The sequence below is a fragment of the Pseudomonas sp. Leaf15 genome (assembly GCF_001421425.1).
Lineage (GTDB): Bacteria > Pseudomonadota > Gammaproteobacteria > Pseudomonadales > Pseudomonadaceae > Aquipseudomonas > Aquipseudomonas salomonii.
Window position 1 is genome coordinate 421,611 of record NZ_LMKI01000033.1, and the last position, 23,289, is coordinate 444,899.

At 60.4% G+C, this 23,289-nt stretch carries 21 protein-coding genes; 9 read left to right on the forward strand and 12 right to left on the reverse strand.

Annotation, left to right across the window (positions count from 1 at the left end):
* Positions 1-200: 200 nt before the first annotated feature.
* The 3 genes from ASE80_RS23415 to ASE80_RS23425 are packed head-to-tail and all read right to left on the reverse strand — an operon-like array spanning position 201 to position 2,706.
* Positions 201-974 carry a MetQ/NlpA family ABC transporter substrate-binding protein gene (locus ASE80_RS23415; protein WP_056861002.1) on the reverse strand — a complete coding sequence of 258 codons (774 nt, stop codon included), beginning with the start codon at positions 972-974 and terminating at the stop codon, positions 201-203.
* 50 nt (positions 975-1,024) lie between these two features.
* Positions 1,025-1,699 (reverse strand): methionine ABC transporter permease, encoded by a 675-nt coding sequence (locus ASE80_RS23420; RefSeq protein ID WP_056861003.1) that lies wholly within the window; start codon positions 1,697-1,699, stop codon positions 1,025-1,027.
* A complete protein-coding gene (locus ASE80_RS23425; protein WP_056861004.1) occupies positions 1,699-2,706 on the reverse strand; it encodes a methionine ABC transporter ATP-binding protein in 1,008 nt (335 codons plus the stop codon). Before ASE80_RS23425 ends, ASE80_RS23420 begins: the two co-directional genes overlap by 1 nt.
* 267 nt (positions 2,707-2,973) lie before the next feature.
* Here ASE80_RS23425 and katE point away from each other — a divergent pair, with 267 nt between their 5' ends.
* Complete coding sequence (gene katE / locus ASE80_RS23430) at positions 2,974-5,115, forward strand: catalase HPII (RefSeq protein WP_056861005.1); 2,142 nt, start codon at positions 2,974-2,976, stop codon at positions 5,113-5,115.
* Positions 5,116-5,216: 101 nt separating this feature from the next.
* Here katE and ASE80_RS23435 read toward each other — a convergent pair whose 3' ends face one another.
* The 4 genes from ASE80_RS23435 to zur are packed head-to-tail and all read right to left on the reverse strand — an operon-like array spanning position 5,217 to position 8,022.
* On the reverse strand, positions 5,217-5,936 hold the full coding sequence (locus ASE80_RS23435) for a PA5502 family lipoprotein (RefSeq protein WP_056861006.1): 720 nt from the start codon (positions 5,934-5,936) through the stop codon (positions 5,217-5,219).
* A gap of 37 nt (positions 5,937-5,973) precedes the next feature.
* Positions 5,974-6,762 carry a zinc ABC transporter permease subunit ZnuB gene (znuB, locus tag ASE80_RS23440; RefSeq protein WP_056861007.1) on the reverse strand — a complete coding sequence of 263 codons (789 nt, stop codon included), beginning with the start codon at positions 6,760-6,762 and terminating at the stop codon, positions 5,974-5,976.
* Positions 6,755-7,540 (reverse strand): zinc ABC transporter ATP-binding protein ZnuC, encoded by a 786-nt coding sequence (znuC, locus tag ASE80_RS23445; RefSeq protein WP_056861008.1) that lies wholly within the window; start codon positions 7,538-7,540, stop codon positions 6,755-6,757. The genes znuB and znuC overlap by 8 nt, the downstream gene beginning before the upstream one ends.
* On the reverse strand, positions 7,540-8,022 hold the full coding sequence (zur, locus tag ASE80_RS23450) for a zinc uptake transcriptional repressor Zur (protein ID WP_056861009.1): 483 nt from the start codon (positions 8,020-8,022) through the stop codon (positions 7,540-7,542). Before zur ends, znuC begins: the two co-directional genes overlap by 1 nt.
* Positions 8,023-8,080: 58 nt before the next feature.
* Between zur and ASE80_RS23455 the strand changes: the two genes are divergently transcribed.
* A complete protein-coding gene (locus tag ASE80_RS23455; protein ID WP_056861010.1) occupies positions 8,081-9,010 on the forward strand; it encodes a zinc ABC transporter substrate-binding protein ZnuA in 930 nt (309 codons plus the stop codon).
* 121 nt (positions 9,011-9,131) lie between these two features.
* Here the strand turns inward: ASE80_RS23455 and ASE80_RS23460 are convergent, their stop codons facing one another.
* Both ASE80_RS23460 and ASE80_RS23465 read right to left on the reverse strand, forming a co-directional pair.
* Positions 9,132-10,085: a homoserine kinase gene (locus tag ASE80_RS23460; RefSeq protein WP_056861011.1), complete on the reverse strand. Its 954-nt coding sequence runs from the start codon at positions 10,083-10,085 to the stop codon at positions 9,132-9,134.
* A gap of 55 nt (positions 10,086-10,140) precedes the next feature.
* Positions 10,141-10,431 (reverse strand): DUF2782 domain-containing protein, encoded by a 291-nt coding sequence (locus ASE80_RS23465; protein WP_017139093.1) that lies wholly within the window; start codon positions 10,429-10,431, stop codon positions 10,141-10,143.
* A 74-nt stretch (positions 10,432-10,505) separates the two neighbouring features.
* Here ASE80_RS23465 and polA point away from each other — a divergent pair, with 74 nt between their 5' ends.
* Complete coding sequence (polA, locus tag ASE80_RS23470) at positions 10,506-13,283, forward strand: DNA polymerase I (RefSeq protein WP_056861012.1); 2,778 nt, start codon at positions 10,506-10,508, stop codon at positions 13,281-13,283.
* A gap of 268 nt (positions 13,284-13,551) precedes the next feature.
* Here the strand turns inward: polA and yihA are convergent, their stop codons facing one another.
* On the reverse strand, positions 13,552-14,193 hold the full coding sequence (gene yihA / locus ASE80_RS23475) for a ribosome biogenesis GTP-binding protein YihA/YsxC (RefSeq protein WP_042943980.1): 642 nt from the start codon (positions 14,191-14,193) through the stop codon (positions 13,552-13,554).
* 204 nt (positions 14,194-14,397) lie between these two features.
* Between yihA and ASE80_RS23480 the strand changes: the two genes are divergently transcribed.
* The 6 genes from ASE80_RS23480 (at position 14,398) to ASE80_RS23505 (ending at position 19,893) form a co-directional block, all read left to right on the forward strand.
* On the forward strand, positions 14,398-14,607 hold the full coding sequence (locus tag ASE80_RS23480; protein WP_236371297.1) for a cytochrome: 210 nt from the start codon (positions 14,398-14,400) through the stop codon (positions 14,605-14,607).
* 33 nt (positions 14,608-14,640) lie between these two features.
* A complete protein-coding gene (locus tag ASE80_RS23485) occupies positions 14,641-15,267 on the forward strand; it encodes a c-type cytochrome (protein WP_056861013.1) in 627 nt (208 codons plus the stop codon).
* A gap of 170 nt (positions 15,268-15,437) precedes the next feature.
* Positions 15,438-16,073, forward strand: coding sequence for a thiol:disulfide interchange protein DsbA/DsbL (locus ASE80_RS23490; protein ID WP_056861014.1), 636 nt, complete (start codon positions 15,438-15,440; stop codon positions 16,071-16,073).
* Between the two features lie 7 nt (positions 16,074-16,080).
* Positions 16,081-16,962, forward strand: coding sequence for an endonuclease/exonuclease/phosphatase family protein (locus ASE80_RS23495; RefSeq protein WP_370589433.1), 882 nt, complete (start codon positions 16,081-16,083; stop codon positions 16,960-16,962).
* Positions 16,959-19,028 carry a GGDEF domain-containing protein gene (locus ASE80_RS23500; RefSeq protein WP_056861015.1) on the forward strand — a complete coding sequence of 690 codons (2,070 nt, stop codon included), beginning with the start codon at positions 16,959-16,961 and terminating at the stop codon, positions 19,026-19,028. The genes ASE80_RS23495 and ASE80_RS23500 overlap by 4 nt, the downstream gene beginning before the upstream one ends.
* Positions 19,029-19,116: 88 nt before the next feature.
* Positions 19,117-19,893: an N-acetylmuramoyl-L-alanine amidase gene (locus tag ASE80_RS23505; RefSeq protein WP_056861016.1), complete on the forward strand. Its 777-nt coding sequence runs from the start codon at positions 19,117-19,119 to the stop codon at positions 19,891-19,893.
* 117 nt (positions 19,894-20,010) lie between these two features.
* On the opposite strand, the gene ASE80_RS23510 is transcribed toward ASE80_RS23505, so the two are convergent.
* The gene (locus ASE80_RS23510; RefSeq protein WP_056861017.1) at positions 20,011-21,798 is read right to left on the reverse strand and encodes a KinB sensor domain-containing domain; all 1,788 of its coding nucleotides are present in this window, start codon (positions 21,796-21,798) and stop codon (positions 20,011-20,013) included.
* 10 nt (positions 21,799-21,808) lie between these two features.
* Complete coding sequence (gene algB, locus ASE80_RS23515; RefSeq protein WP_056861018.1) at positions 21,809-23,155, reverse strand: sigma-54-dependent response regulator transcription factor AlgB; 1,347 nt, start codon at positions 23,153-23,155, stop codon at positions 21,809-21,811.
* Between the last annotated feature and the right edge of the window lie 134 nt (positions 23,156-23,289).

Sequence of the window (23,289 nt, forward strand, 5' to 3'; positions counted from 1 at the left end):
TGCGTCGCGGCCTCAACAGCGGGACGCAGAGCGTCCCGGGCTGCATTCCCACGCGGAGCGTGGGAACGATCACAACACAAAACAAATGTGGGAGCTGGCTTGCCTGCGATAGCGGCAGGCCAGTCAACATCTTCGGTGACTGACACTCTGCTATCGCGGGCAAGCCCGCTCCCACATTAGGTTTACGGTGTAGCTCTGGATCAGAACGCCGGCAGAATCGCGCCTTTGTACTTCTCAAGAATGAACGCTTTCACTTCCGGCGTGTGCAGGGCTGCAACCAGCTTCTTCACCGCGTCCGAATCCTTGTTGTCGTCGCGGGTCACCAGGATGTTCACGTAAGGCGAGTCGTTGCCTTCGATCACCAGCGCATCCTTGGATGGGTCCAGCTTGGCTTCAAGAGCGTAGTTGGTGTTGATCAGCGCCAGGTCGACCTGGGTCAGCACGCGCGGCAGGGTCGCGGCTTCCAGTTCGCGGAATTTCAGGTTTTTCGGGTTGGCGGTGATGTCCTTGATGGTCGACAGGATGTTGGTCGGGTCCTTCAGGGTGATCAGGTTGTGCTTGGCCAGCAGCAACAGGGCGCGGCCGCCGTTGGTGGCGTCGTTCGGGATCACGACATTGGCGCCGCTTGGCAGGTCTTCCAGCTTTTTGTACTTGCTGGAGTAAGCGCCCAGGGGTTCCAGGTGTACCGCGCCAACGCTCACCAGGTGAGTGCCCTTGGCTTTGTTGAACTCATCCAGGTACGGCTGGTGCTGGAAGAAGTTGGCGTCCAGGCGCTTTTCAGCCACCTGTACGTTTGGCTGCACGTAGTCGGTGAAGACTTTGACCTGCAAATCCACGCCTTCTTTGGCGAGTGCAGGCTTCACGAATTCGAGGATTTCCGCGTGGGGCACCGGCGATGCAGCGACTGTAATAGTCTCGGCAGCGTGGGCAGAAAACGCGGCAACGGCGGCGAAAGCAACCAGTAGTTTTTTCATCCAACAAGCTCCTTGTTCGGGCATGTGCCGGCGGGGGCCGGCAATGGCCGTTATTTTCGAGAAAAGTGCACCACCAGCTTGTCGCCGACGGTTTGCAGAATTTGCACCAGGATTAACAGCATCACCACGGTGACCACCATCACATCGGTCTGGAAACGCTGATAACCGAAGCGGATCGCCAGGTCACCCAAGCCACCGGCACCTACCACACCGGCCATGGCCGTGTAGGAAACCAGTGTAATAGCCGTCACCGTAATCGCCGCGAAAATGCCAGGGCGAGCTTCGGGTAGCAGCGCGTTGATAATGATCTGACGCGTGCTGGCGCCCATGGACTGCGTGGCCTCGATGATGCCGCGGTCCACTTCACGCAAGGCGGTTTCCACCAGGCGCGCGAAGAACGGCGTCGCACCTACCACCAGCGGCGGGATCGCGCCGGCCACCCCCAGCGAAGTGCCGGTGATGAGTACAGTGAACGGGATCATCACAATCAGCAGGATGATGAACGGCAGCGAACGCAGGATGTTCACGATCAGCGACAGCAGCGCGTACAGGCCTTTTTGTTCAAACAGCTGGCGCGGGCTGGTCAGGAACAGCAGCACGCCCAACGGCAGGCCCAGCACCACGGTGAAGAATAGCGAACCGAACAGCATGGTCATGGTGTCGCCGGTTGCCAGCCATATTTCGGACCAGTCGATATTGGCGAAGAAACTCAACAGGACTTCCATTAGCGCAGAACCTCCATGTGGACGTCCGCCGCAGTAAAGCGGGCGAAGGCGGCGTCCATGTCCCCACCGGTCACGGCGAGGGTCAGTTGCCCGTAGGGGGTGTCTTTGATGTGGTCGATACGACCGGCAAGGATGCTGTAGTCCACTCCCGTTTCGCGGGCGACGGTCCCCAGCAATGGCGCGTAGGTCGCTTCGCCCTGGAACGTCAGGCGCACGATGCGGCCCGGCACATGGGCAAACGCATCACGCTGCTCGCCTTCATCGACTTGCTCGGCTTCCTGCACGAAGCGCTTGGTGGTCGGGTGCTTGGGGTGCAGGAACACCTCGGCCACCGAGCCTTGCTCGACGATCACGCCGGCGTCCATCACGGCCACCTGGTCGCACACGCGGCGGATCACGTCCATTTCATGGGTGATCAATACGATGGTCAGCTTCAACTCGCGGTTGATCTCGGCCAACAACTTGAGCACCGAGGCTGTGGTTTGCGGGTCGAGGGCGCTGGTGGCTTCGTCGCACAGCAAAATCTTCGGTTTGGTCGCCAGGGCGCGGGCAATGCCGACGCGCTGCTTCTGGCCGCCGGACAATTGCGCCGGGTACTTCTTGGCATGATCCGACAGGCCCACGCGGGCGAGCAGTTCAGCCACGCGCAGGTCGATGTCTTTACGCGACAACTCGCCGGCCAGGGTCAGCGGCAAGGCCACGTTGTCGGCGACGGTCTTGGACGCCAGCAGGTTGAAGTGCTGGAAGATCATCCCGACTTGCTGACGAAAACGGCGCAGGCCGTTGGCGTCCAGTGCGGTGACTTCTTCACCGTCGACGTTGATCTGACCGCCGCTTGGCTGTTCCAGCCGGTTGATCAGGCGCAGCAGGGTACTTTTGCCCGCACCGGAGTGGCCAATCAGGCCGAACACCTGGCCGTTTTCGACGCGCAGGCTGGTGGGGTGCAGTGCGGGGATTTCCTTACCGGCGACGCGGTAGGTTTTATGGACGTTATGAAACTCGATCACGTAGCGAACCTTGTGGGGCGCATGGAAAAGGGATCAGCGGTTAGCCGGGCGCGCATTTTAGCCTGTCCGTATAGCGTTTCTTAGCATTTATTTCGCATTCAACCAGCGATTTGGCAATAACGCGATCAAAGGTCATAAAAAAGGAACGGCTAAAAACCCCATCAGTCACTACTTAAGCAACGCGATTTCCTCAGGTGCCGTGCCTGGGGTTTTGCTCAAACGAGCCGGGGGTCCGCTCTGGCCACTTTGATTAAGGAGTTTTGCCTGATGAGTACCAAGAAGCCAGCCACCCCGCCCAAGAGTGAGCTTGCGGGCACCGACACCCTGGACCGTGGCAACACCAACGCCAAGCTGCAGGCCCTGGAAGAGTTTCGCTCCGATGCGACCGGCCAGGCGCTGCGCACCAACCAAGGCGTAAAGATTTCCGATAACCAGAACACCCTTAAAGTCGGCGCCCGTGGCCCATCGCTGCTGGAAGACTTCATCATGCGTGAGAAAATCACGCACTTTGACCATGAGCGTATCCCGGAGCGCATCGTGCATGCCCGTGGCACCGGCGCCCATGGTTATTTCCAGACCTATCAGAACCATTCGGCGCTGAGCAAGGCTGGTTTCCTGCGTAACCCGGAGCATAAAACCCCGGTGTTCGTGCGTTTCTCTACCGTGCAGGGCCCGCGTGGTTCGGGCGATACCGTGCGTGACGTGCGCGGCTTTGCCGTGAAGTTCTTCACCGACGAAGGCAACTTCGATCTGGTGGGCAACAACATGCCGATCTTCTTCATTCAGGATGCGATCAAGTTTCCGGACTTTGTGCATGCGGTAAAACCTGAGCCGCACAACGAGATTCCTACCGGCGGCTCGGCCCACGATACGTTCTGGGATTTCGTCTCGCTGCAGCCGGAATCGGCGCATATGGTGCTGTGGGCCATGTCGGACCGCGCCATTCCGAAAAGCCTGCGCTCCATGCAGGGGTTTGGCATTCACACCTTCCGGTTGATCAATACCGAAGGTAAGTCCAGCTTCGTTAAATTCCACTGGCACCCGAAAGTCGGCACCTGCTCGCTGGTGTGGGACGAAGCGCAAAAGCTTGCCGGTAAAGACACCGACCACCACCGTCGCGACCTGTGGGAAGCGATCGAGGGCGGCGACTACCCTGAGTGGGAATTGGGCGTGCAAATCGTTGCCGAAGAGGACGAGCACAAGTTCGATTTCGACCTGCTCGACCCGACCAAGATCATCCCCGAAGAGCTGGTGCCGATTACGCCACTGGGCAAAATGGTGCTCAACCGCAACCCGGACAACTTCTTTGCCGAGGTCGAACAGGTCGCCTTTTGCCCAGGCCATATCGTGCCGGGTATCGACTTCACCAACGACCCGCTGCTGCAAGGCCGTCTGTTTTCCTACACCGATACGCAGATCAGCCGACTCGGTGGCCCGAACTTTCATGAGCTGCCGATCAACCGGCCGGTCACGCCTTTCCATAATGGCCAGCGTGATGCCCAGCATCGCACGGTGATCGACAAGGGTCGTGCGTCCTACGAGCCGAACTCGATTGATGGCGGTTGGCCGAAAGAAACGCCACCAGCGGCTCAAGATGGCGGGTTCGAAACGTATTACGAGCGTGTCGACGCCAACAAAGTGCGTGAGCGCAGTGAGTCGTTCGGCGACCATTTCTCGCAAGCCACGCTGTTTTTCCACAGCATGAGCCACCACGAGAAAGAGCACATCATCGCGGCCTACAGCTTCGAGTTGGGCAAGGTGGAGCGTGAGTTTATTCGCGCACGCCAGGTCAACGAGATCCTCGCCAATATCGACCTGGAACTGGCCAAGCGCGTAGCGCAGAACCTCGGTTTGCCGGCGCCGACCAAAGGCACAGTGCCGCCACGCAAGACGTCGCTCAAAGAGTCGCCGGCGTTGAGCCAGGTGAACCTGCTGTCGGGCGATATCAAAACGCGCAAAGTCGCGATTCTTGCGGCTAACGGTGTGGACGGCGCGGCGATCGCGGCGCTGAAGACGGCGCTGGCCGCCGAAGGTGCGCATGCCAAGGTGCTGGGGCCGACGTCGGCACCGGTGAAGACTGCGGATGGCAAGAGCCTGCCGGTGGATGCGTCGATGGAAGGCATGCCGTCGGTTGCGTTTGATGCGGTGTTCGTACCGGGCGGTAAAGAGTCGATCAAGGCGCTGAGCGGTGATGGCGTGGCGTTGCACTTCCTGTTGGAGGCGTACAAGCACTTGAAGGCGATTGCGGTTGCCAGTGATGCCAAACCGTTGCTGGATCAGCTTAAGCTGGAGGCGGATGCGGGGTTGATCGTTGGCGCGGATGCCAAGGCGTTCAAGGCATTCTTTGCGGCGATTGCGCAGCATCGGGTGTGGGCGCGGGAGCCTAAGGCCAAGGCGATTCCGGCTTAAGCTTTTGGTTGTTTGTTAGATTGCTATCGCAGGCAAGCCAGCTCCCACCTTTTGAACTGTGAATACATTCAAAGGTGGGAGCTGGCTTGCCTGCGATGGCTTTATTCTGCCTTGCGCGGAATTAAAACAACCTGCGCCGGGATGTGTTTCACAATCTGCCGGTGAATCTTCAGGTCATACGCTGAATCAATGCGCTTCACACGTTTGGTCAGCAACGTGGCCAACCACGGGTAATCCTGCGTGCGCGGCGCCTGAATGGTCACATCACACTGGTAATTCACCACATCGGTGGCGATCGCATCCAACTGATGGCGAAGTTCTTCAATATCGGTGAGGTTCAACGCAACCGTGGTGCTTTGAGCCGCCGGGTCGATGACCTTGGCGGGTGGCTTGGCTTCAGCGGCTTTCAGGGCGGCTTCGGCTTTATCCAGCTCGGCTTTGCGGGCGTGGCTGATGGCGCTGTTGACGCCGCCCGTGAGCGCCGGAGCCTTGGGCATCAAGGCGCGTGCGCGGCTTAACGCCGTAGCGGCGGCATTCACATCACCTTTTTGCAACACGATCTGGCTGCGCTGCAGGTAGGCTTCGGCCAACTGGCGCTGGTAGTTTTCCAGCGCCGGGTCGTTGGGCGACTGGGCTTGCAGCGCGGCCAGCTCGTCTTCGGCGGTGGCCAGTTCACTGCTGGCCAGGTTTTGCTCCAGCTGCGCGATGGCCGCAGCACGCGGGTCCTGCGCCTCGGGGGCGGCGGGCGGTGTGCTTTGGCAGGCGCCCAGCAGCAGGGAAAATGCGGCAAGGAGCAGATAACGGGAGTTGAACGGCTTCATTCCTGCGACTCTCTATTTGCGCAAAAAGCGAGCAAGTCTACACCCCTCGACGGGGCAGGACAAAACTCAGCAGAAACAGGGCGGCGGCCGTGACCACAATCGACGGCCCGGCCGGCGTGTCCTTGAACCAGGACAGCGCCAGGCCCCCGCACACGGCGAGCATGCCCAGCAGGCTGGCGCCGATCGCCATCTGCTCGGGTGAGCGGGCATGGCGCTGGGCGGCGGCTGCGGGAATGATCAACAGCGACGTGATCAACAATACGCCGACAATCTTCATTGCGACAGCAATCACCACGGCGATCAACAGCATCAGGGTCATGCGCAGCGCCGGCACGGGCAAGCCTTCCACGGTGGCCAGCTCTTCGTGCACGGTAATTGCCAGCAACGGGCGCCACAGGGTCACCAGCAGCACCAACACAGCGGCGCTGCCGCCGAGGATCCAGGCAAGATTGGTGGGGCTGATCGCCAACAGGTCGCCGAACAGGTAGGCCATCAGGTCGATGCGCACTTCATGCATGAAGCTCAGCACCACCAGGCCCAGCGACAGCGTGCTTGGCGCGAGGATGCCCAGCAGTGTGTCGGAGGCCAGCGGCTGGCGCTGTTGCAGGGTTACCAGCAGCACTGCCAGCAGCAGGCAGCCTACGGTGACGGCGATGGTCGGGCTTACATCCAGCAAGAACCCCATGGCCACGCCCAGCAGCGCGGCATGCGACAACGTGTCGCCAAAGTAGGCCATGCGCCGCCAGACCACGAACGAGCCCAATGGGCCCGCCACCAGTGCCAAAGCCAAGCCTGCCAGCAGGGCGTAGAGCAGAAAATCAGCCATGCTTGCAGCTATCTCCATGAACATGGGGTTGAGGCGTAGCGGGATCGTCGACCACGGCGCCATGCAAATCATGGGCGTGGTCGTGATGGTGGTGGTAAATCGCCAGGCTCTGGGCGTTTTTGCCGAACAGCTCGACGAATGCCGGGTCGCCGCTCACCTGTTCCGGGTGGCCGGAGCAGCACACGTGGCGGTTGAGGCACACCACTTGATCCGTGGTGCTCATCACCAGGTGCAAGTCGTGGGAGACCATCAGCACGCCGCAGCCGTGGCGGTCGCGCAGGCGGGTGATCAGGCTGTACAGCTCGGCCTGGCCGGCAACGTCTACGCCTTGAACGGGCTCATCGAGGACAAGCAGCTCGGGTTCGCGCAACAGGGCGCGGGCCAGCAGTACGCGCTGCATCTCGCCGCCGGAGATACTCTGCACCGGACTGTCGATGACCTGTTCGGCGCCGACTTCCTTGAGCGCCGCCTGGGCGCGCGCGCGGTCGACGCCAGGCACCAGGCGCAGGAAGCGCAGTACGGACAGCGGCAGCGTTGGATCGACGTGTAATTTTTGCGGCATGTAACCGACGCGCAGCTTGGGCTTGCGCCACACGCTGCCAGTGTCGGGCTTGAGCAGGCCAAGCACGGCGCGCACCAGCGTGGTCTTGCCGGCGCCATTGGGGCCGATCAGGGTCACGATCTGCCCCGGCTCCACGCTCAGGGCGATGTTATCCAGCACATTTTGCCCGGCGAACGTGACCCCAACCTGCTCCAGGCGGATTAACGCGTTGCTCATCAAGCCCCCTGGCAACCGGAGCAGAGCCCCACCACTTCGACCGTTTGCCCTTCGACCTTGAAGCCCACGTCGGCGGAGCTTTTGACGATGGCGTCGCTGATGCTTTTTTGTTCAAGCTCGATGGCGGCATGGCACTCGCGGCAAATCAGGAACTGGCCCTGGTGCGCGTGTTCCGGGTGGCTGCAGCCGACAAAGGCGTTGAGCGAGGCGATGCGGTGTACCAGGCCGTTTTCCAGCAGGAAGTCCAGCGCGCGGTACACCGTCGGCGGCGCGGCACGGCGGCCGTCCTGCTCGCTGAGCACGCCAAGAATGTCGTAGGCGCCCAGCGGCTTGTGGCTTTGCCACACCAGCTCCAGCACCCGACGACGCAGGGCGGTCAGGCGCAAGCCTTTCTGCGCGCACAGGGTATCGGCCTCCGACAGCGCGGTGTGCACGCAGTGAGAGTGGTCGTGGGGACGGCTGGCAAGCGGTGTTTTAGGCATGAGCGGCGACAGACATTTGATAGAGACGTTATTATGTTACCTGTTCCTACGCCATTGAGTGGTCATCGTGTCCCGACTTTTTCCCGTTTTTGTCGTATTTGTCACCAGTTTGTTCATCGCCGGGGCCGCTCAGGCTGAGGTCAAGGTGCTGACCAGCATCAAACCGCTGCAGTTGATCGCCGCCGCTGTGCAGGACGGCGTGGCGATTCCAGAGGTGCTATTGCCGCCGGGCGCATCGCCGCATAACTATGCGTTGCGCCCATCCGACGTACGGCGCGTACAGTCGGTGGACCTGTTGTATTGGATCGGCCCGGATATGGAGAGCTTCCTGCCGCGCGTACTCAAGGGCCGTAGCCTGCCGACCGTGGCAGTTCAGGACTTGCCTGGGATGAAATTGCGTCGGTTCGCCGAAGATAGCCACTCCCACGCCGATGATGCCGACGAACACGACCACGATCACCGCCCTGGCAGCCTGGATGCGCACTTGTGGTTGTCGACGGTCAACGCTCGGGTGATTGCGGCGCGTATGGCGTCTGACCTGAGTACTGCCGACCCGGACAATGCTGCGCGTTATCAGAGCAACGTGAAGGCGTTCGATGAGCGCCTGGATGCGTTGGATGCGCGATTGAAGGCTCGCCTGTCCAGCGTTGGCGACAAGCCGTACTTCGTATTCCACGAGGCATTTGACTACTTCGAAGACGCTTACGGGCTCAAGCACACCGGCGTGTTCAGCGTGGCCGCCGAAGTGCAGCCGGGCGCCCAGCATGTGGCGGCGATGCGTACGCGTTTGCAGGAAGTGGGTAAGACCTGCGTGTTCAGCGAGCCGCCGCTGCGTCCGCGTTTGGCCGAGACACTGGTGGCGGGCTTGCCGGTGAAATTGGCGGAGCTGGATGCGCTAGGTGGCTATACCCCGGCGACGTCGCAGGGTTACGAGCAGGTGCTGGAGAAGCTGGGGAATGACTTGGCCGGGTGCCTGGAGTCACTCTAACTGCAAATACATAACCCATGTGGGAGCTGGCTTGCCTGCGATGGCGGTGTATCAGTCGACACCGCTATCGCAGCGGTGCGACGATTCGACAAGCCAGCTCCCACATTGACCGAGTCGAGTGCTAGAGCGCGAACGGCAGGTGGACGGTAACCTGCTGACGCTGCGCCAGCCGATGCTCGAACTCGGCCGGGTCATGGATCAGCACATCCTGCCCGGCAAACGATTCCGCGGCGATCAGGCGTGACAGCCAGAAGCGTACACACGCCACGCGCAGCAGGGTCGGCCACAACTCGGCCTCCTTGGCGGTAAACGGCCGCAGCCCCGCGTAGGCGCCCAGCAAGGCGCGGGCGCGTTGCCCATCAATCACGCCATCGGCGTCGGAGCACCAATCATTCAAGGCGATGGCCACGTCGTACAGCATCGGGCCTGAGCAGGCGTTGTAGAAGTCGATCAAGCCGGTGAGGTGCGTGCCTTCGAACATCGCGTTGTCGCGGAACAAGTCGGCGTGCACGTTGGCGCGCGGCAGGGCGAGGATATCGGCCTTGTGGGCTTGGATTTCGCTCAAGGCCGCTTGCAGCAGGCGCTGCTGGGCGTCGTTCAGGTGTGAAATAAGCTGCGCGCCCTCTGTGAGCATCCACTCCAGGCCGCGATCGGTCTTGCGCTCCAGCACTTTGTCGCCTTGGGTCGCCAGGTGCAGGTGGCCGAGCAGGTCGCCGACCTCGGCGCAATGCTGCGCGTTGGCGTCCTTGATGTGCTTGCCGGCCAGGCGCGGTTGCAACAGCGCCGGTTTGCCCTTGAGTTCGCGAAGTGCCACGCCGTCGGTGGTACGCAGGGCGTAAGGCACCGGCAGGTCGGCGTCGTGGAGTACATCGAGCAGTTCAATGAAGAACGGCATTTCCGCCACAGGGCCGCGCTCAACCAGGGTCAGGACGAATTCGCCCTGTTCCAGGCTGATAAAGAAGTTGGTGTTTTCGCTACCCGCGGCAATCCCCTGGAAATCAAGCAGGCGGCCGAGCCCGTAAGGGGCGAGAAAGGTTTCCAGCTCGGGCCGAGCCAGGGGGGTGAACACAGACATGTTTAAACTGCCAGTACGGGCGCCGCGGTGTGCGGCGCCGGTTAAAATTAAGAAATCATTTCCATTCGAAGATCTTCCATGACGGGATCAGCATATCCGGCTGGTCAGAGCGGATGAAGTTCGCATCGGTTCCGTCCGCGCGCACCAGGAAATACGGTGGAAAGCCTTTTTGCGTCACCTTGATTGCGTACAGGAAGCCATTCTGGCGGTATTCCTGAATGGTCTTGTCGCCTTCCGTGCGAATGGTAACTTCCGGGTCGCCCGACGGCGCAGTATCTGCCGCCATGGCCACTATCGGAGTGAGTGCAATCAAGCCGGTCAACAACAGGCGATTTACTGTACGCATGATAACCTTGTCCCTTTGTCGTCATTGGTCCGGCTATTCTAGCGCCTGACCCGCCGAAAAGGTTGATCCTGCTCATGAGCCAAGCCCCCCTCGTCCTGGTGGACGGTTCTTCTTATCTGTACCGCGCCTTTCACGCGTTGCCACCGCTGACTACGTCCAAAGGCCTGCCCACCGGTGCGGTCAAGGGCGTGTTGAACATGCTCAAAAGCCTGCGCAAGCAGTACCCGAACAGCCCGTTCGCGGTGGTGTTCGACGCCAAGGGTGGGACCTTTCGCGATGAGATGTACGCCGAATACAAGGCCAACCGCCCGAGCATGCCCGATGACATGCGCCTGCAAATCGAGCCCCTGCACCAGAGCGTGATCGCCCTGGGCTTCCCGTTGCTGTGCGTTGAAGGCGTCGAGGCCGATGATGTGATCGGCACCCTGGCCCGCAGCAGCGCGGCCGCCAGCCGCCCGGTGGTGATTTCTACCGGCGACAAGGACATGGCGCAGCTGGTCGACGGGCACATTACCTTGGTCAACACCATGACCGGTAGCTCGATGGACATCGAGGGCGTGAAGGAGAAATTCGGTGTCGCTCCGGAGCAGATCATCGATTATCTGGCGCTGATGGGCGATTCGTCCGACAACATCCCAGGCGTTCCGGGCATTGGTCCGAAGACGGCTTCCGGCTTGCTGGTGGGCGTGAATGGCGGCATCAAAGAGCTGTATGAGCAGTTGGATATCGTGCCGACCTTGCCCATCCGTGGTGCCAAGACGCTGCCGGCCAAGCTGGAAGAGCATAAGGAGATGGCATTCCTGTCCTATCAGTTGGCGACGATCAAGGTCGACGTGCCGCTGGATGTGGGCCTGGATGATTTACACCTGATCGAGCCGGACCGCGAAAAGCTGCTGGAGCTGTACACGCTGCTGGAGTTCAAGAGCTGGTTTGATGAAATCCAGCGTGATGCCAAGCGCGTTGAGCTCAAGGCTGCTCCAGTTGTTGAGGAAGCCGTCGAAGTCGTGGCACCCGCAGAGGCGTCCTACACCACCATCCTCGACCAGGCGACATTCGACGCCTGGCTGAAAAAGCTCAACGCGGCAAAATTGTTCGCGTTCGACACCGAAACCACGGGGATCGATGCGCAGCAGGCGCAACTGGTCGGCGTCTCTTTTGCCGTACAGCCCCATGAAGCGGCCTACATCCCGCTGACCCATTCCTACATCGGTGCGCCGCAGCAACTGGACCGTGACACGGTACTGCTGGCCTTGAAGCCGTTGCTGGAAGACGCGACCAAGCTCAAGGTTGGCCAGCACGCCAAGTTCGACATGAACATCCTGGCCAACTGTGCCATCGGCGGCGACCAGTCCAACGGCATTACCGTGCGCGGCATTGCCTTCGACACCATGCTCGAATCCTACGTGCTGAACTCCACCGCGACCCGGCACGACATGGACAGCCTGGCCAAGAAGTACCTGGACTACGACACCGTCAGTTTCCAGGACATCGCCGGCAGAGGCGCCAAGCAGCTGACATTTGATCAGATCCCGCTTGAGCAAGCTGGGCCTTACGCGGCCGAAGATGCCGACGTGACGCTGCGCCTGCACCAGGCTTTGCATGCACAGCTTGAAGCCATTCCAAGCCTTGCCAGTGTGCTGACCGACATCGAAATTCCGTTGGTGCCGGTGCTGGCGCGTATCGAGCGCCAGGGCGCGCTGGTGGATAAGGCGCTGCTGGGCATCCAGAGTATCGAGCTGGGCAACAAGATGGTGGAGCTGGAGCGCCAGGCGTTTGAGATCGCCGGTGAAGCGTTCAACCTGGGCTCGCCCAAGCAACTCGGGGCGATTCTCTACGAGAAGCTCGGTTTGCCGGTACTGAAAAAGACCGGCAAAGGCCAGGCATCCACGGCTGAAGAAGTGTTGGCCAAGCTGGCCGAAGATGACTTCCTGCTGCCCAAGGTGCTGATGCAGTACCGCAGCATGAGCAAGCTTAAAAGCACCTACACCGATCGCCTGCCGGAGCAGATCAACCCGCGTACCGGGCGTATTCACACGTCTTATCATCAGGCGGTGGCGGCCACCGGGCGTTTGTCGTCCAGTGATCCGAACCTGCAGAACATCCCGGTGCGCACTGCCGAAGGGCGGCGCATTCGCCAGGCGTTTGTCGCGCCTAAAGGCTACAAGTTGCTGGCGGCGGACTATTCGCAGATCGAACTGCGGATCATGGCGCATTTGTCCAAGGACGAGGGGCTGATGAATGCGTTCCGTAATGACCTGGACGTGCACACCGCCACCGCCGCCGAAGTGTTCAAGGTTGAGCTGACAGAAGTCACGTCGAACCAGCGCCGCAGTGCCAAGGCCATTAACTTTGGCCTGATCTACGGCATGGGCGCGCAGAAGCTCGGCAAGGACATTGGCGTCGATACCAAGACCGCCAAGGCCTACATTGATGTGTACTTTGCGCGCTACCCGGGCGTTCGTGAATACATGGAGCGCACCCGCGCCCAGGCGGCCGACCAGGGTTATGTCGAAACCTTCTTTGGGCGTCGGCTGTACCTGCCGGACATCAACTCCAACAAGCCCCAGGAACGCGCGGCCGCTGAGCGCACGGCGATCAACGCGCCGATGCAAGGCACCGCGGCGGATATCATCAAGAAAGCCATGGTGCTGGTGGACAACTGGCTGACCGAGTCGGGCCTGGACGCCAAGGTGATCCTGCAGGTGCACGATGAATTGGTGCTTGAGGTGCGTGAGGATCTGGTAGAGCAAGTCAGCGAGAAGATCCGCGAGCATATGAGCGCGGCAGCCAAGCTGGACGTGCCATTGGTGGTGGACGTGGGCGTGGGCGATAACTGGGACGAAGCACACTGACAGCGCGGCTCTGCCATTGCCGAGGGTGATGGCAGAGCGCTTTAGATCAGAAAGCGTCGCAGGTTATTTCCAATAGTTTTTTGACCTGCCGGAACTTAACCCGTGAACTGCTACTCAGAGTTACTGAATGGGTGGTGAAGCCCTTCAATGCTCCTATGTTGTGTTAAGTGTTGGCAGATATCTGGACCCCGCCCTAGCGGTCCGGAACTTGGACCCCGAACTTCCCCTCCCCATACGAAGTCCGGGGTTTTTTTTGCCCGCAGAAAAGTTATTCGGCGATTTCCGCGCCCTTGTCTGCCAATTCCATCCAGCCGGCCAGTACGGTGTAAGCGTCTTCCAGGCCCATGCGCTTGGGCGCCGAGAACAACTGGATGGTGATCGCGTCGCCCCAGCCCTTACGGATTTCGGACTGCACTTTGAGCAAGGTGTTCTTGGCCGCGCCGTAGGTCAGCTTGTCGGCCTTGGTCAAAAGGATATGCATTGGCATACCGCTGGCGACGGCCCAGTCGAGCATCAGCAGGTCGAAATCGGTCATTGGATGACGGATGTCCATCATCAGAATCAAACCCTTCAAACTCTCGCGGCCACCCAGGTACGCCTCCAGGTGACGCTGCCAGTGCAGCTTCAACGGGATAGGTACTTTTGCGTAACCGTAGCCCGGCAGGTCGACCAGACGCCGATCATCGTCTAGCTTGAAGAAATTGAGCAGCTGCGTGCGGCCTGGAGTTTTCGAGGTGCGCGCCAGGCTGGCGTGGGTCAGGGTGTTCAGCGCGCTGGACTTGCCGGCGTTGGAGCGGCCGGCAAAGGCCACTTCAAAGCCTTCGTCATCGGGGCATTGGTCCACTTTGGCGGCGCTGAGCATGAACGTGGACTGTTGGCACAGGCCGAGGATGGGATTCTTGAGTTGCATGAGATTTCCGATGTGGGCGGTGCCGAGAAAGGGTGCGGCAAGCGGTGTCGTTTCCGTTTCAGTAGCGCCAGTATATAATGCCGCAGATTTTGTGTGTGCTTTGTCCCAGCGAAGGATGAAGTTCACGGGAGCGAAAGACCTTCATTGCGCATTAGAACGCAAAACGCTCTCAAACCCTGAAAAGGTCGATGTATGACCTGATGGTTGCGCGCTTTTGGTGTCCTGATCGCGCTTTTAGGCGCTCAGGCTACACAGGATCCAGAGGCGCTGTACAACCGAGTTTGCATGGCTAAGCTGATGCAACACGTGACTCAGGGTTTCAAGGCAATGCCGCCGCGTGGTTTGTGCATGGACTGCAGTACTGAGGATTACCAGGCCATCAACGAGTTGATGGTGAGTAAACCCGGTAGATAACTCTTAAACCCTTAGCCGTAGTTGGATTAGCTGATGAACAAACTGATCGTGAGTCTGCTGTTGACCTTGGGCATCACCGGTGTTGCCCATGCTGCAGGCGACGCTACAGCGGGCCAGGCGAAAGCCGCCGTATGTGGTGCTTGCCATGGACCGGATGGCAACAGCCCGGCGCCGAACTTCCCCAAACTGGCAGGCCAGGGCGAGCGTTACCTGACCAAGCAGATGCACGACATCAAGGACGGCAAGCGCACGGTGCTGGAAATGACCGGTCTGCTGACCAATCTCAGCGATCAGGACCTGGCGGACATCGCGGCGTATTTTGCCAGCCAGAAAGGCAGTGTGGGAGCTGCTGATCCGAAGCTCGTTGATAAAGGCCAGGCGTTGTTCCAAGGCGGCAAGCTCGCCGAAGACCAGCCTATTGGTGGCATGCCTGCCTGTAAGGCTTGTCACATTGCAGGTGGCAGTGGGCTGGCCGAGGCGGGTTTCCCTCACCTGAGTGGTCAGCACGCCCAATACACCGCCAAGCAATTGAAGGACTTTCGCGAGAAGGTTCGCTCCATCGATGGCGATGCCAGCAACAAAATGATGACTGACATTGCGGCGAAACTTTCGGATAAAGATATCGAAGCGCTGTCCAGCTATATTCAGGGCCTGCACTGATTGGGCCTGGGACGTTAACGCTCGATTAATCCATCGATGCAAGCATAAAAAGGGTGGCTTAGGCCGCCCTTTTTTGTGGCCGGTGCCGTTACACTAACGAACTCATGCCCGCGTAGACCTGTCACAACTAAAGGTCGCGTGAGGCGACTTTATTTGTCCAGGAGTAAAGCATGCGTAATCTGATCCTCAGCGCCGCTCTCGTCACTGCCAGCCTCTTCGGCATGACCGCACACGCTGCCGATGTGCCGCTTGAAGCCGGTAAAACCTATGTTGAATTGGCTACCCCGGTGCAGGTTTCGGAGCCAGGCAAGATCGAAGTGGTGGAGCTGTTCTGGTATGGCTGCCCGCATTGCTATGCTTTTGAGCCGACCATCAACCCTTGGGTTGAAAAACTCCCGTCCGACGTGAATTTCAAACGCATTCCAGCCATGTTCGGCGGCCCATGGGATGCCCACGGTCAACTGTTCCTGACCCTGGAAGCCATGGGTGTCGAGCACAAGGTTCACAACGCTGTATTCAATGCGATTCAGAAAGAAGGCAAGCGCCTGACCAAGCCTGACGAAATGGCTGACTTTGTTGCCACCCAAGGCGTCGACAAGGACAAGTTCCTGGCCACCTTCAACTCCTTCGCTATCCAGGGCCAAATCAAACAGGCCAAGGAACTCGCGCAGAAGTACGGCGTACAAGGCGTACCGACCATGATCGTCAACGGCAAATACCGTTTCGACCTGGGCACTACCGGTGGTCCTGAGCAAACCCTCAATGTTGCCGACCAACTGATCGCTAAAGAGCGCGCAGCCAAGTAAGGGGGCCATCATGCGCGGCTGGGGTACTGAACGTAGCGTTGGCCTGCATGAACCGCGGGTCAACGAACACCACCTGGAGTCCACGGGCTTGCCGGCAGACAGCCGTCTGCGGCTGCTCAGCTTCAATATCCAGGTGGGCAACAGTACCGAGAAGTATCGGCACTACCTCACCCGTGGCTGGCAGCATCTGCTGCCGCACAAAGGGCGTACCGGTAATCTGCAGAAAATCGGCGACCTGCTCAACGACTTCGATCTGGTCGCCTTGCAGGAAGCCGACGGCGGCAGCATGCGCTCCGGTTATGTCAATCAGGTGGAGCATCTCGCCCATCTCGGTGCTTTCCCTTATTGGTATCAGCAACTCAACCGCAACCTCGGGCGCCTGGCGCAGCACAGCAATGGCGTGCTCAGCCGCTTGAAGCCGACGGCCATCGAAGATCACCCGTTGCCCGGCCCAAAAGGGCGCGGCGCGATTCTTGTGCGTTTCGGCGAAGGCCCGGAAGCCTTGGTGGTGGTGATGATGCACCTTGCGCTTGGAGCGCGTACACGCAACCTCCAGTTGGCCTACGTGCGTGATCTGATCGGCAACTACAAACACCAGGTGCTGATGGGTGACATGAACACCCATGCCACCGATCTGTTGCAGAATTCGCCGTTGCGCGACCTCGGGTTACTGGCGCCGCAAGTCGAAGCCACGTTCCCCAGCTGGCGCCCGCAACGTTGTCTCGACCATATCCTGCTCAGCCCGAGCCTCACACTGGAAAGTGTGCAGGTGCTGGCGCAGCCCATTTCCGATCACCTGCCGGTCGCGGTAGAGATTCGTCTGCCGGGTTCGCTCACGGCTGATGCATTGCCCGCGTTGAGCCCAGGCCCTCGCGGACCCCTTGCATGAGCGACGACGCCCAGCGCTGGAAAGAGAAATACCTTAAAAGCGTTGAGCAGCAAGACAAGCTCGAACGCCGCTGGGCCGCGCGCCTCGACCTGCTGCGCCGAGGCCTGGTGCGCAGCACGCTGGCGGCGGAAGGTACTGACCGAGCGGTTGATCAATGCATGAAGGAGATGCGCGATGTGGTGCGCACCGACGACATGGACGCCGCCCTCGCCGCCTTGCTGCCACGCCTGGAAAAGGCCGTGCTCGACTCGGAGCAGCGCCGCGAAACCCGGGTCGACCAGATCAGTACTGCGCTGACTGCCTTGGTTGCGCAGTTGCAGAAGCTGCCCCTGCCGCGTGAAGTCGCCCGCCCGCTGAAAACCTTTGCCAAGCAGCTTGATGGCCGAGTCGGCCAGGCGCGTGAGATTCCGCTGCTGCTCAGCGAATTGAGCAGCCTGCAAGGGCAGGCGCTGAATAACCTGGAGCCTGAAGGCGAAGCCGCGCGCTCTGGGCCAGGCCTGCTGCAACGCCTGTTTGGTGCAAAGGATGTGTCGAATGAGGCGCCGATGGTTGAATCTGCCCCGCTCAATGCACCGCAACCGCCGGCGCCGAAACCTGACGCTGCCAAAGCCGCGCCCGAGGCTCTGGAACCCGCGCAATCCGAAGAGCTGACCCAGGCCTTGCGCGCCTTCGCGCCATTGCCGGTAACGCCGGCCGCCGCGCAACCTGAACCCGCTGAGCCGGTCAAAGTGGCTGAAGTCGCCGGCGAAACCTTTGTCTTCGAGGCTCCGGCGCTGGAGCAAGTCTCCGTCGCGCCTGTCGAAGTCTCTGAGCCAGAGGTGCCCGAGCCAGCACTAGATGAAGCCGCGCCCGAAAGCGCCCTTGCTGCATTTATCGAAGAACCGCAGGTTGAGGTCGACACGCCAGATCAAACGGTCATCGGCAGCCTGTCGCTTCCGCCTGTGCTGGAAACCTGCGAACCCGACCCCGATGCGCTGCAACCGGACGGCACCTATGCCCTGCCCGACTCCCCCGAGCCGTCCTACAGCTCGGTCGCCAAGCATATCGAAGACACCTTGCTCGGCTTGCTGGAGGATCTGTCCTTACCCGAGCGCCACCGGCCCCAGGCCGAAGCCATGCGCGAGCGCTTGGCCCACGGCTTGAACTGGTACGAATTGCTGCCGATCCTCGATGACCTGGCGGTGCTGATGCTGGCGATTACAGACAGCGGCCAGCATGAGTTCGAGGCCTATCTCAAGCAGCTCAATGAACGCCTTGAAGCCTTTCAGGGCCATCTGCAGGTGGCCAGCGAAGGGCACGCCGACAGCCGCTCGGCCGCGCGGGAACTGGATACGCAGATCCGTGAACAGGTCGACGGCCTGCAAAGCAGCGTGCAGGAAGCTGCCGACCTGGACAGCCTCAAGCAGGTACTGGAAAGCCACCTTGAAGGCCTGCTCGGCACCATGGACGAACACCAGCAGCAGCGTGACCAGCGCGAGCAGGAAGTCGCGGCACGGCTCAAAAGCCTGGCCGAGCGGGTGGCGAACATGGAGCAGGAAGCCCAAGGTTATCGCGAGCATCTGGAAGTGCAGCGCCAGAAGGCCTTGATCGACCCGCTCACCGGCCTGCCCAACCGTGCGGCCTGGAGCGAGCGCTTGGATCATGAAGTGAATAGCTGGCATCAGCGCGGCAACAGCCTGTCACTGGCCATGCTCGACCTGGACCACTTCAAGCGCATCAACGATGGCTACGGCCACTTGGCGGGCGACAAGGTGCTGAAGATCATCGCCAATGTGTTGCGCAAGCGCCTGCGCCCCGACGATTTTATCGCGCGATTTGGGGGTGAAGAGTTTGTATTGTTGATGCCGGACTCAGCCCTGGCAGATGCGCTGGACGTGGGTGAGGTGCTGCGTTCGGCCATCGAAGCGTGCCCGTTTCACTTCAAGGGCGAGCCGGTGACCATCACGGTGTCCATGGGCGTGGCGCAGTTTCAACCGGGAGAACGCAGTGACCTGGCGCTAAAACGTGCCGATGAGGCGTTGTACCGGGCCAAGGCAGCTGGACGCAACCGGGTGCAGGCGGCGTAAAAGATGTTCCATTTTGTGATTTGACCGTCGAGCCCCTAACCATCCGTTACACTGTTGCATTATCGTCTTCTGCGTACTGTCTTCCGCCATGAAATCTTTTTGCATCGCCTTTGTGTTTCTCCTGCTCGCCGGCTGCGCCAGCGGCCCGCGGCTGAACACCAGCCATCCTTCGTCGAACCACGACAACCGGGTGCAGTTCGTCATTGTCCATTACACCTCGGCCAGCCTTGAGCGCTCCCTGGCGCTGCTCACACACGGCCAGGTCAGCAGCCATTACCTTATCGGCGACGACGCCTCAGGCACCATCTACAAGCTGGTGGACGAGAGCCAGCGCGCCTGGCACGCCGGTGAAAGCGAGTGGGCGGGCCGCACCTGGCTCAACTCCAGCTCCATTGGCATCGAAATTGTTAACCCAGGTTATATGGACTCGCCGACCGGCCGCCTGTGGTACCCGTACTCAGAGGCCCAGGTGCAGTCATTGGTGGTGTTGCTCAAGGACATCAGCAAACGCAACGGCATTGACCCCAAGAACATCATCGGCCACAGCGACATTGCGCCATTGCGCAAGCTCGACCCGGGCCCGTTGTTCCCGTGGAAGCGCCTGGCGGCTGAAGGTTTGGGTGTGTGGCCGGATGCACAGGCGGTGGCTCGGTTCCAGCAGCAATATGCCGTCAGCCTGCCGAGTATCACGTGGTTCCAGGAAGAACTGGCGCGCCTGGGCTACCCGACGCCGCAGACAGGTGAGCTGGATGTGGCCACGCGACATGTAATCGCGGCGTTCCAGATGCACTTCCGGCCATCACGGTTTGACGGCACGCCGGATGCGGAAAGTGCTGCGATCCTGAGCGCATTGAACCGCCGATAAGCTGTAAGCCGATGCAAATTTGGGAGCGGGCTTGCCCGCGATGACGGAGTGTCAGTCAATAAAGTTTTGGCTGAACCACCGCAATCGCGGGCAAGCCTCACATTTTTTCCAGCCAGGCTACAACGGCAACGCCATATAGAACTGCGTACCCTGCCCCGGCCGCGAATACACGCCCATCCGGCCGCCGTGCAGCTGTACGATCTCCTTGCACAACGCCAGCCCGAGGCCGGCGCCACCTTTCTTGCGGCCTACCTGTACGAAGGGCTCAAAGATGCGCCCCTGTTGGCCATAAGCAATACCCTCGCCGTTATCTTCGACGCTGATAATCACCCGTTCGCCGTGGCGGCGCGCCTGCAAGCGAATCTGGCCACCGTTGGCGGTATGTCGCAAAGCGTTGCCTAGAAGGTTATCGAGTACACGTTCGAGCTGAACCTGGTCGGCATACAGCCTGGGCAACTCGGATTGGGCTTCTACCAGCAGTTCGATGTCCTGTGCGTTCGCCAGCTCCGTGAACCGGCCTCGCGCGTGCTCCAGCAGGTCGGTGACATCGCACGGCCCGAGGGTGAGTTTTTGCAGGCCGTTCTGGTAGCGCGAGAAGTTGAGCAAATCGTTGATCAACTGCATCAGGCGCTGCATTTCTTCATTGACCGTATCCAGCAGGTCCGCTTCACGGGACTCGGCGGGAAACTTCGCCCGTTCGCGGAACAGCCCGAAGGCCATGTGCATGCCCGTCACCGGCGTACGCAACTCGTGGGAGGCGCGTAAGACGAACTCGCTGCGCACCCGTTCGAACGCGCGTTGTTCGGTGACGTCATGCAGCACCATCACCGCGCCTAGAATATGCCCTTGGGTATGGCTGACCGGCGTCAGGCTGTAGGTCAGCAGGCGCAGTTCGCCTTCGACTTCCACTTCCAGATCGTCCGGCGCGCGCTCCAGGTTGCCGCCGCGCAGCACCAGTTGCAGTTGCTCATCCATCTCAGGGCGACCCAAGGCTTCACCCAAGCCCTGGCCGAGGCGCTCTTCGTCCCAGCCCAACTGACGCTGTGCCACAGGGTTAAGGTGCTCCAGGCGGCCTTGGCGGTCAATCATCAGCAAGCCGTCGTCGATGCTGTCGAGCACTGCTTGCAGGCGTTGCTGGCCGGCCAGCAATTCATCGATATTGGTCGCCTGATGCTGACGCAGTGCTTCGGCCATGATGCCGAAACGACGGGTCAGCTGATTCATTTCTGCCGCCGATGAGATCGGCAGCGTCACTTCGAAATCGCCTTGCCCGATCTTGTCGGCGGCCTTGGCCAAGGCTTCAATTGGCCCGCCAAAGCGCCGGGCGATGCCATGGGCGGTGACGAAGCCGATGATCAACACCGCCAGGCCGACCAGTCCCAGCAGGCCGGCGATCAACAAGGCACGATTGCGCGACTTATGTTCGCTGTCGTTGATATTTTCCAGGGCTTGTTTGTGCTCGGCGATCAAACCATTGCGCAATGTATTGAAGGTTTCGGTGAGCTTTTCGTTTTTACTGTTGGCCAGTGAGCTTCGCTGAGCCTCGTCAAACGCCTTGAGAAAATTCAGGTAGTCGATGCGAGCCTGGCTGAAGCCACTGGTTCTGCCGTCCTGCTGTTCATGGGCGATGCCTTGGTCCAGCAGGGCAAAATAGTTTTGCTTGGACGTCTGCAGGGCAGCGGGGTCGGGCTGCTCCTCCAGCATCAGGATCAACTGGTCGCCCAAGGTCTGACGCAGCTTGAGGCCCAGGTCCAGGGTGATGAAGTTGCTGCGGATCGCCGACTCCTGACTCTTGGCCATTTGCATGACGCTGACCAGTCCCAGGACCAGTCCCAACAGGGCGACGGTGATCAGCGCTGAGATACTCAGAAACAACCGAGTGCGCAGTTTCATCGCAAGCTTCATAAGGTACAGCTCACAGGTTGTACTGTTTACGTTTGCGGTACAGGGTCGACGCGTCGATGCCCAGGGTGCGGGCCGCTTGATCCAAGGTGTCGCTGGTAGCGAGAACGGCGCCGATATGGGCTTTCTCCAGCTCGTCCAGGCTCAGCGCTGCGCCGATACGCGGGGCATTGTTGGTCGGCTGTTCGGCCATGCCGAGGTGGCTGATTTCAACCTTTTCCTGCGGGCAAATAATGCTGGCCCGTTCCACCACGTTACGCAGTTCACGGATATTGCCCGGCCAGCGGTAGTTAAGCAGCGCCTCACGGGCGGCATCGCTGAAGCCGCGCGCAGGCCGGGCGTATTCCTTGACGAAGCGCGCCAGGAAACGGTCGGCCAGGGTCAGGATGTCTTCACTGCGCTCGCGCAGCGGCGGCAGGTGCAAGGTGATGACGTTGAGGCGATAGAGCAAGTCTTCCCGGAAACGGCCGTCGCGCACCATGTCTTCCAGGTTCAGGTTGGTGGCCGCCAGGATGCGCACGTCGGCACGTCGGGTGACCGGGTCGCCTACGCGTTCATATTCCTTGTCTTGAATGAATCGCAGCAGTTTTGGCTGCAAAGTCAGGGGGAAGTCGCCGATCTCGTCGAGAAACAGCGTGCCGCCGTCGGCTTGGTTAACCCGGCCCAGGGTACTCTCGCTGGCCCCGGTAAAGGCGCCGCGACTGTGGCCGAACAATTCGCTTTCCATCAATTCCGCTGTCAGTGACGGGCAGTTAATGGTCACGCAGGATTTTTTCGAGCGTTTGCTCCACCCGTGTATGGCCCGGGCCAGCTCGCCTTTACCAGTGCCGGACTCGCCCAGGATCAAAATGTTGGCATCGGTGCCTGCCACTTGGCGCGCGGTTTCCAGCACTACCATCATCGCCGGGCTGTGGGAGTCGAGGCCGTCCTTGGGTTGGCGCACTGCGCCCTCAAGCGCCTCCAGGCGTGCCGAAAGCTGGCGCACTTCCAACTGCTTGGCGGTGGCCAGGCGCAGTTGGTCTGGGCTGCACGGCTTGACCAGGTAGTCGGCGGCGCCGGCCTGGATCGCGTCAACGGCGGTGTCCACGGCCGAATGCGCGGTCACTATCACCACGCGCATCCATGGCGCCTGGATGCGCATCTGGGCCAACACATCCAGGCCGTTGTCTTCACCCAGGCGCAGGTCCAGGAAGCACAGGTCGAATACCTGACGCTGCATCAAGGCATCGGCTTGGGCGGCGCTGTTGGCTGTGGCTACGGTGTAGCCTTCATCTTCCAGGCAGTAACGGAAGGTGCGGAGGATTGCGGATTCGTCATCCACTAAAAGAATGCGGCCTTGAAGTTCCTTGGCTGATTCCATCTGTCCCGCGCTCCTTAACTATAAATGATGGTGTTTAGTCCCGGATTAATCGGGCAAGTTGCATGGTTTATTCTGATTCATAAAAGGCATCTTCGCGCAGGTATCTTCACGTTCTCCTACAAAGACGCCGATTG

Coding starts and splice junctions, on each gene's coding strand:
- katE (WP_056861005.1), top strand. CDS start 2,974: ATGAGTACCAAGAAGCCAGCCACCCCGCCCAAGAGTGAGCTTGCGGGC.
- ASE80_RS23490 (WP_056861014.1), top strand. CDS start 15,438: ATGCGTAATCTGATCCTCAGCGCCGCTCTCGTCACTGCCAGCCTCTTC.
- zur (WP_056861009.1), bottom strand. CDS start 8,022: ATGCCTAAAACACCGCTTGCCAGCCGTCCCCACGACCACTCTCACTGC.
- znuB (WP_056861007.1), bottom strand. CDS start 6,762: ATGGCTGATTTTCTGCTCTACGCCCTGCTGGCAGGCTTGGCTTTGGCA.
- ASE80_RS23420 (WP_056861003.1), bottom strand. CDS start 1,699: ATGGAAGTCCTGTTGAGTTTCTTCGCCAATATCGACTGGTCCGAAATA.
- ASE80_RS23485 (WP_056861013.1), top strand. CDS start 14,641: ATGAACAAACTGATCGTGAGTCTGCTGTTGACCTTGGGCATCACCGGT.
- yihA (WP_042943980.1), bottom strand. CDS start 14,193: ATGCAACTCAAGAATCCCATCCTCGGCCTGTGCCAACAGTCCACGTTC.
- ASE80_RS23505 (WP_056861016.1), top strand. CDS start 19,117: ATGAAATCTTTTTGCATCGCCTTTGTGTTTCTCCTGCTCGCCGGCTGC.
- ASE80_RS23415 (WP_056861002.1), bottom strand. CDS start 974: ATGAAAAAACTACTGGTTGCTTTCGCCGCCGTTGCCGCGTTTTCTGCC.
- znuC (WP_056861008.1), bottom strand. CDS start 7,540: ATGAGCAACGCGTTAATCCGCCTGGAGCAGGTTGGGGTCACGTTCGCC.
- ASE80_RS23460 (WP_056861011.1), bottom strand. CDS start 10,085: ATGTCTGTGTTCACCCCCCTGGCTCGGCCCGAGCTGGAAACCTTTCTC.
- ASE80_RS23500 (WP_056861015.1), top strand. CDS start 16,959: ATGAGCGACGACGCCCAGCGCTGGAAAGAGAAATACCTTAAAAGCGTT.
- algB (WP_056861018.1), bottom strand. CDS start 23,155: ATGGAATCAGCCAAGGAACTTCAAGGCCGCATTCTTTTAGTGGATGAC.
- ASE80_RS23435 (WP_056861006.1), bottom strand. CDS start 5,936: ATGAAGCCGTTCAACTCCCGTTATCTGCTCCTTGCCGCATTTTCCCTG.
- polA (WP_056861012.1), top strand. CDS start 10,506: ATGAGCCAAGCCCCCCTCGTCCTGGTGGACGGTTCTTCTTATCTGTAC.
- ASE80_RS23510 (WP_056861017.1), bottom strand. CDS start 21,798: ATGAAGCTTGCGATGAAACTGCGCACTCGGTTGTTTCTGAGTATCTCA.
- ASE80_RS23465 (WP_017139093.1), bottom strand. CDS start 10,431: ATGCGTACAGTAAATCGCCTGTTGTTGACCGGCTTGATTGCACTCACT.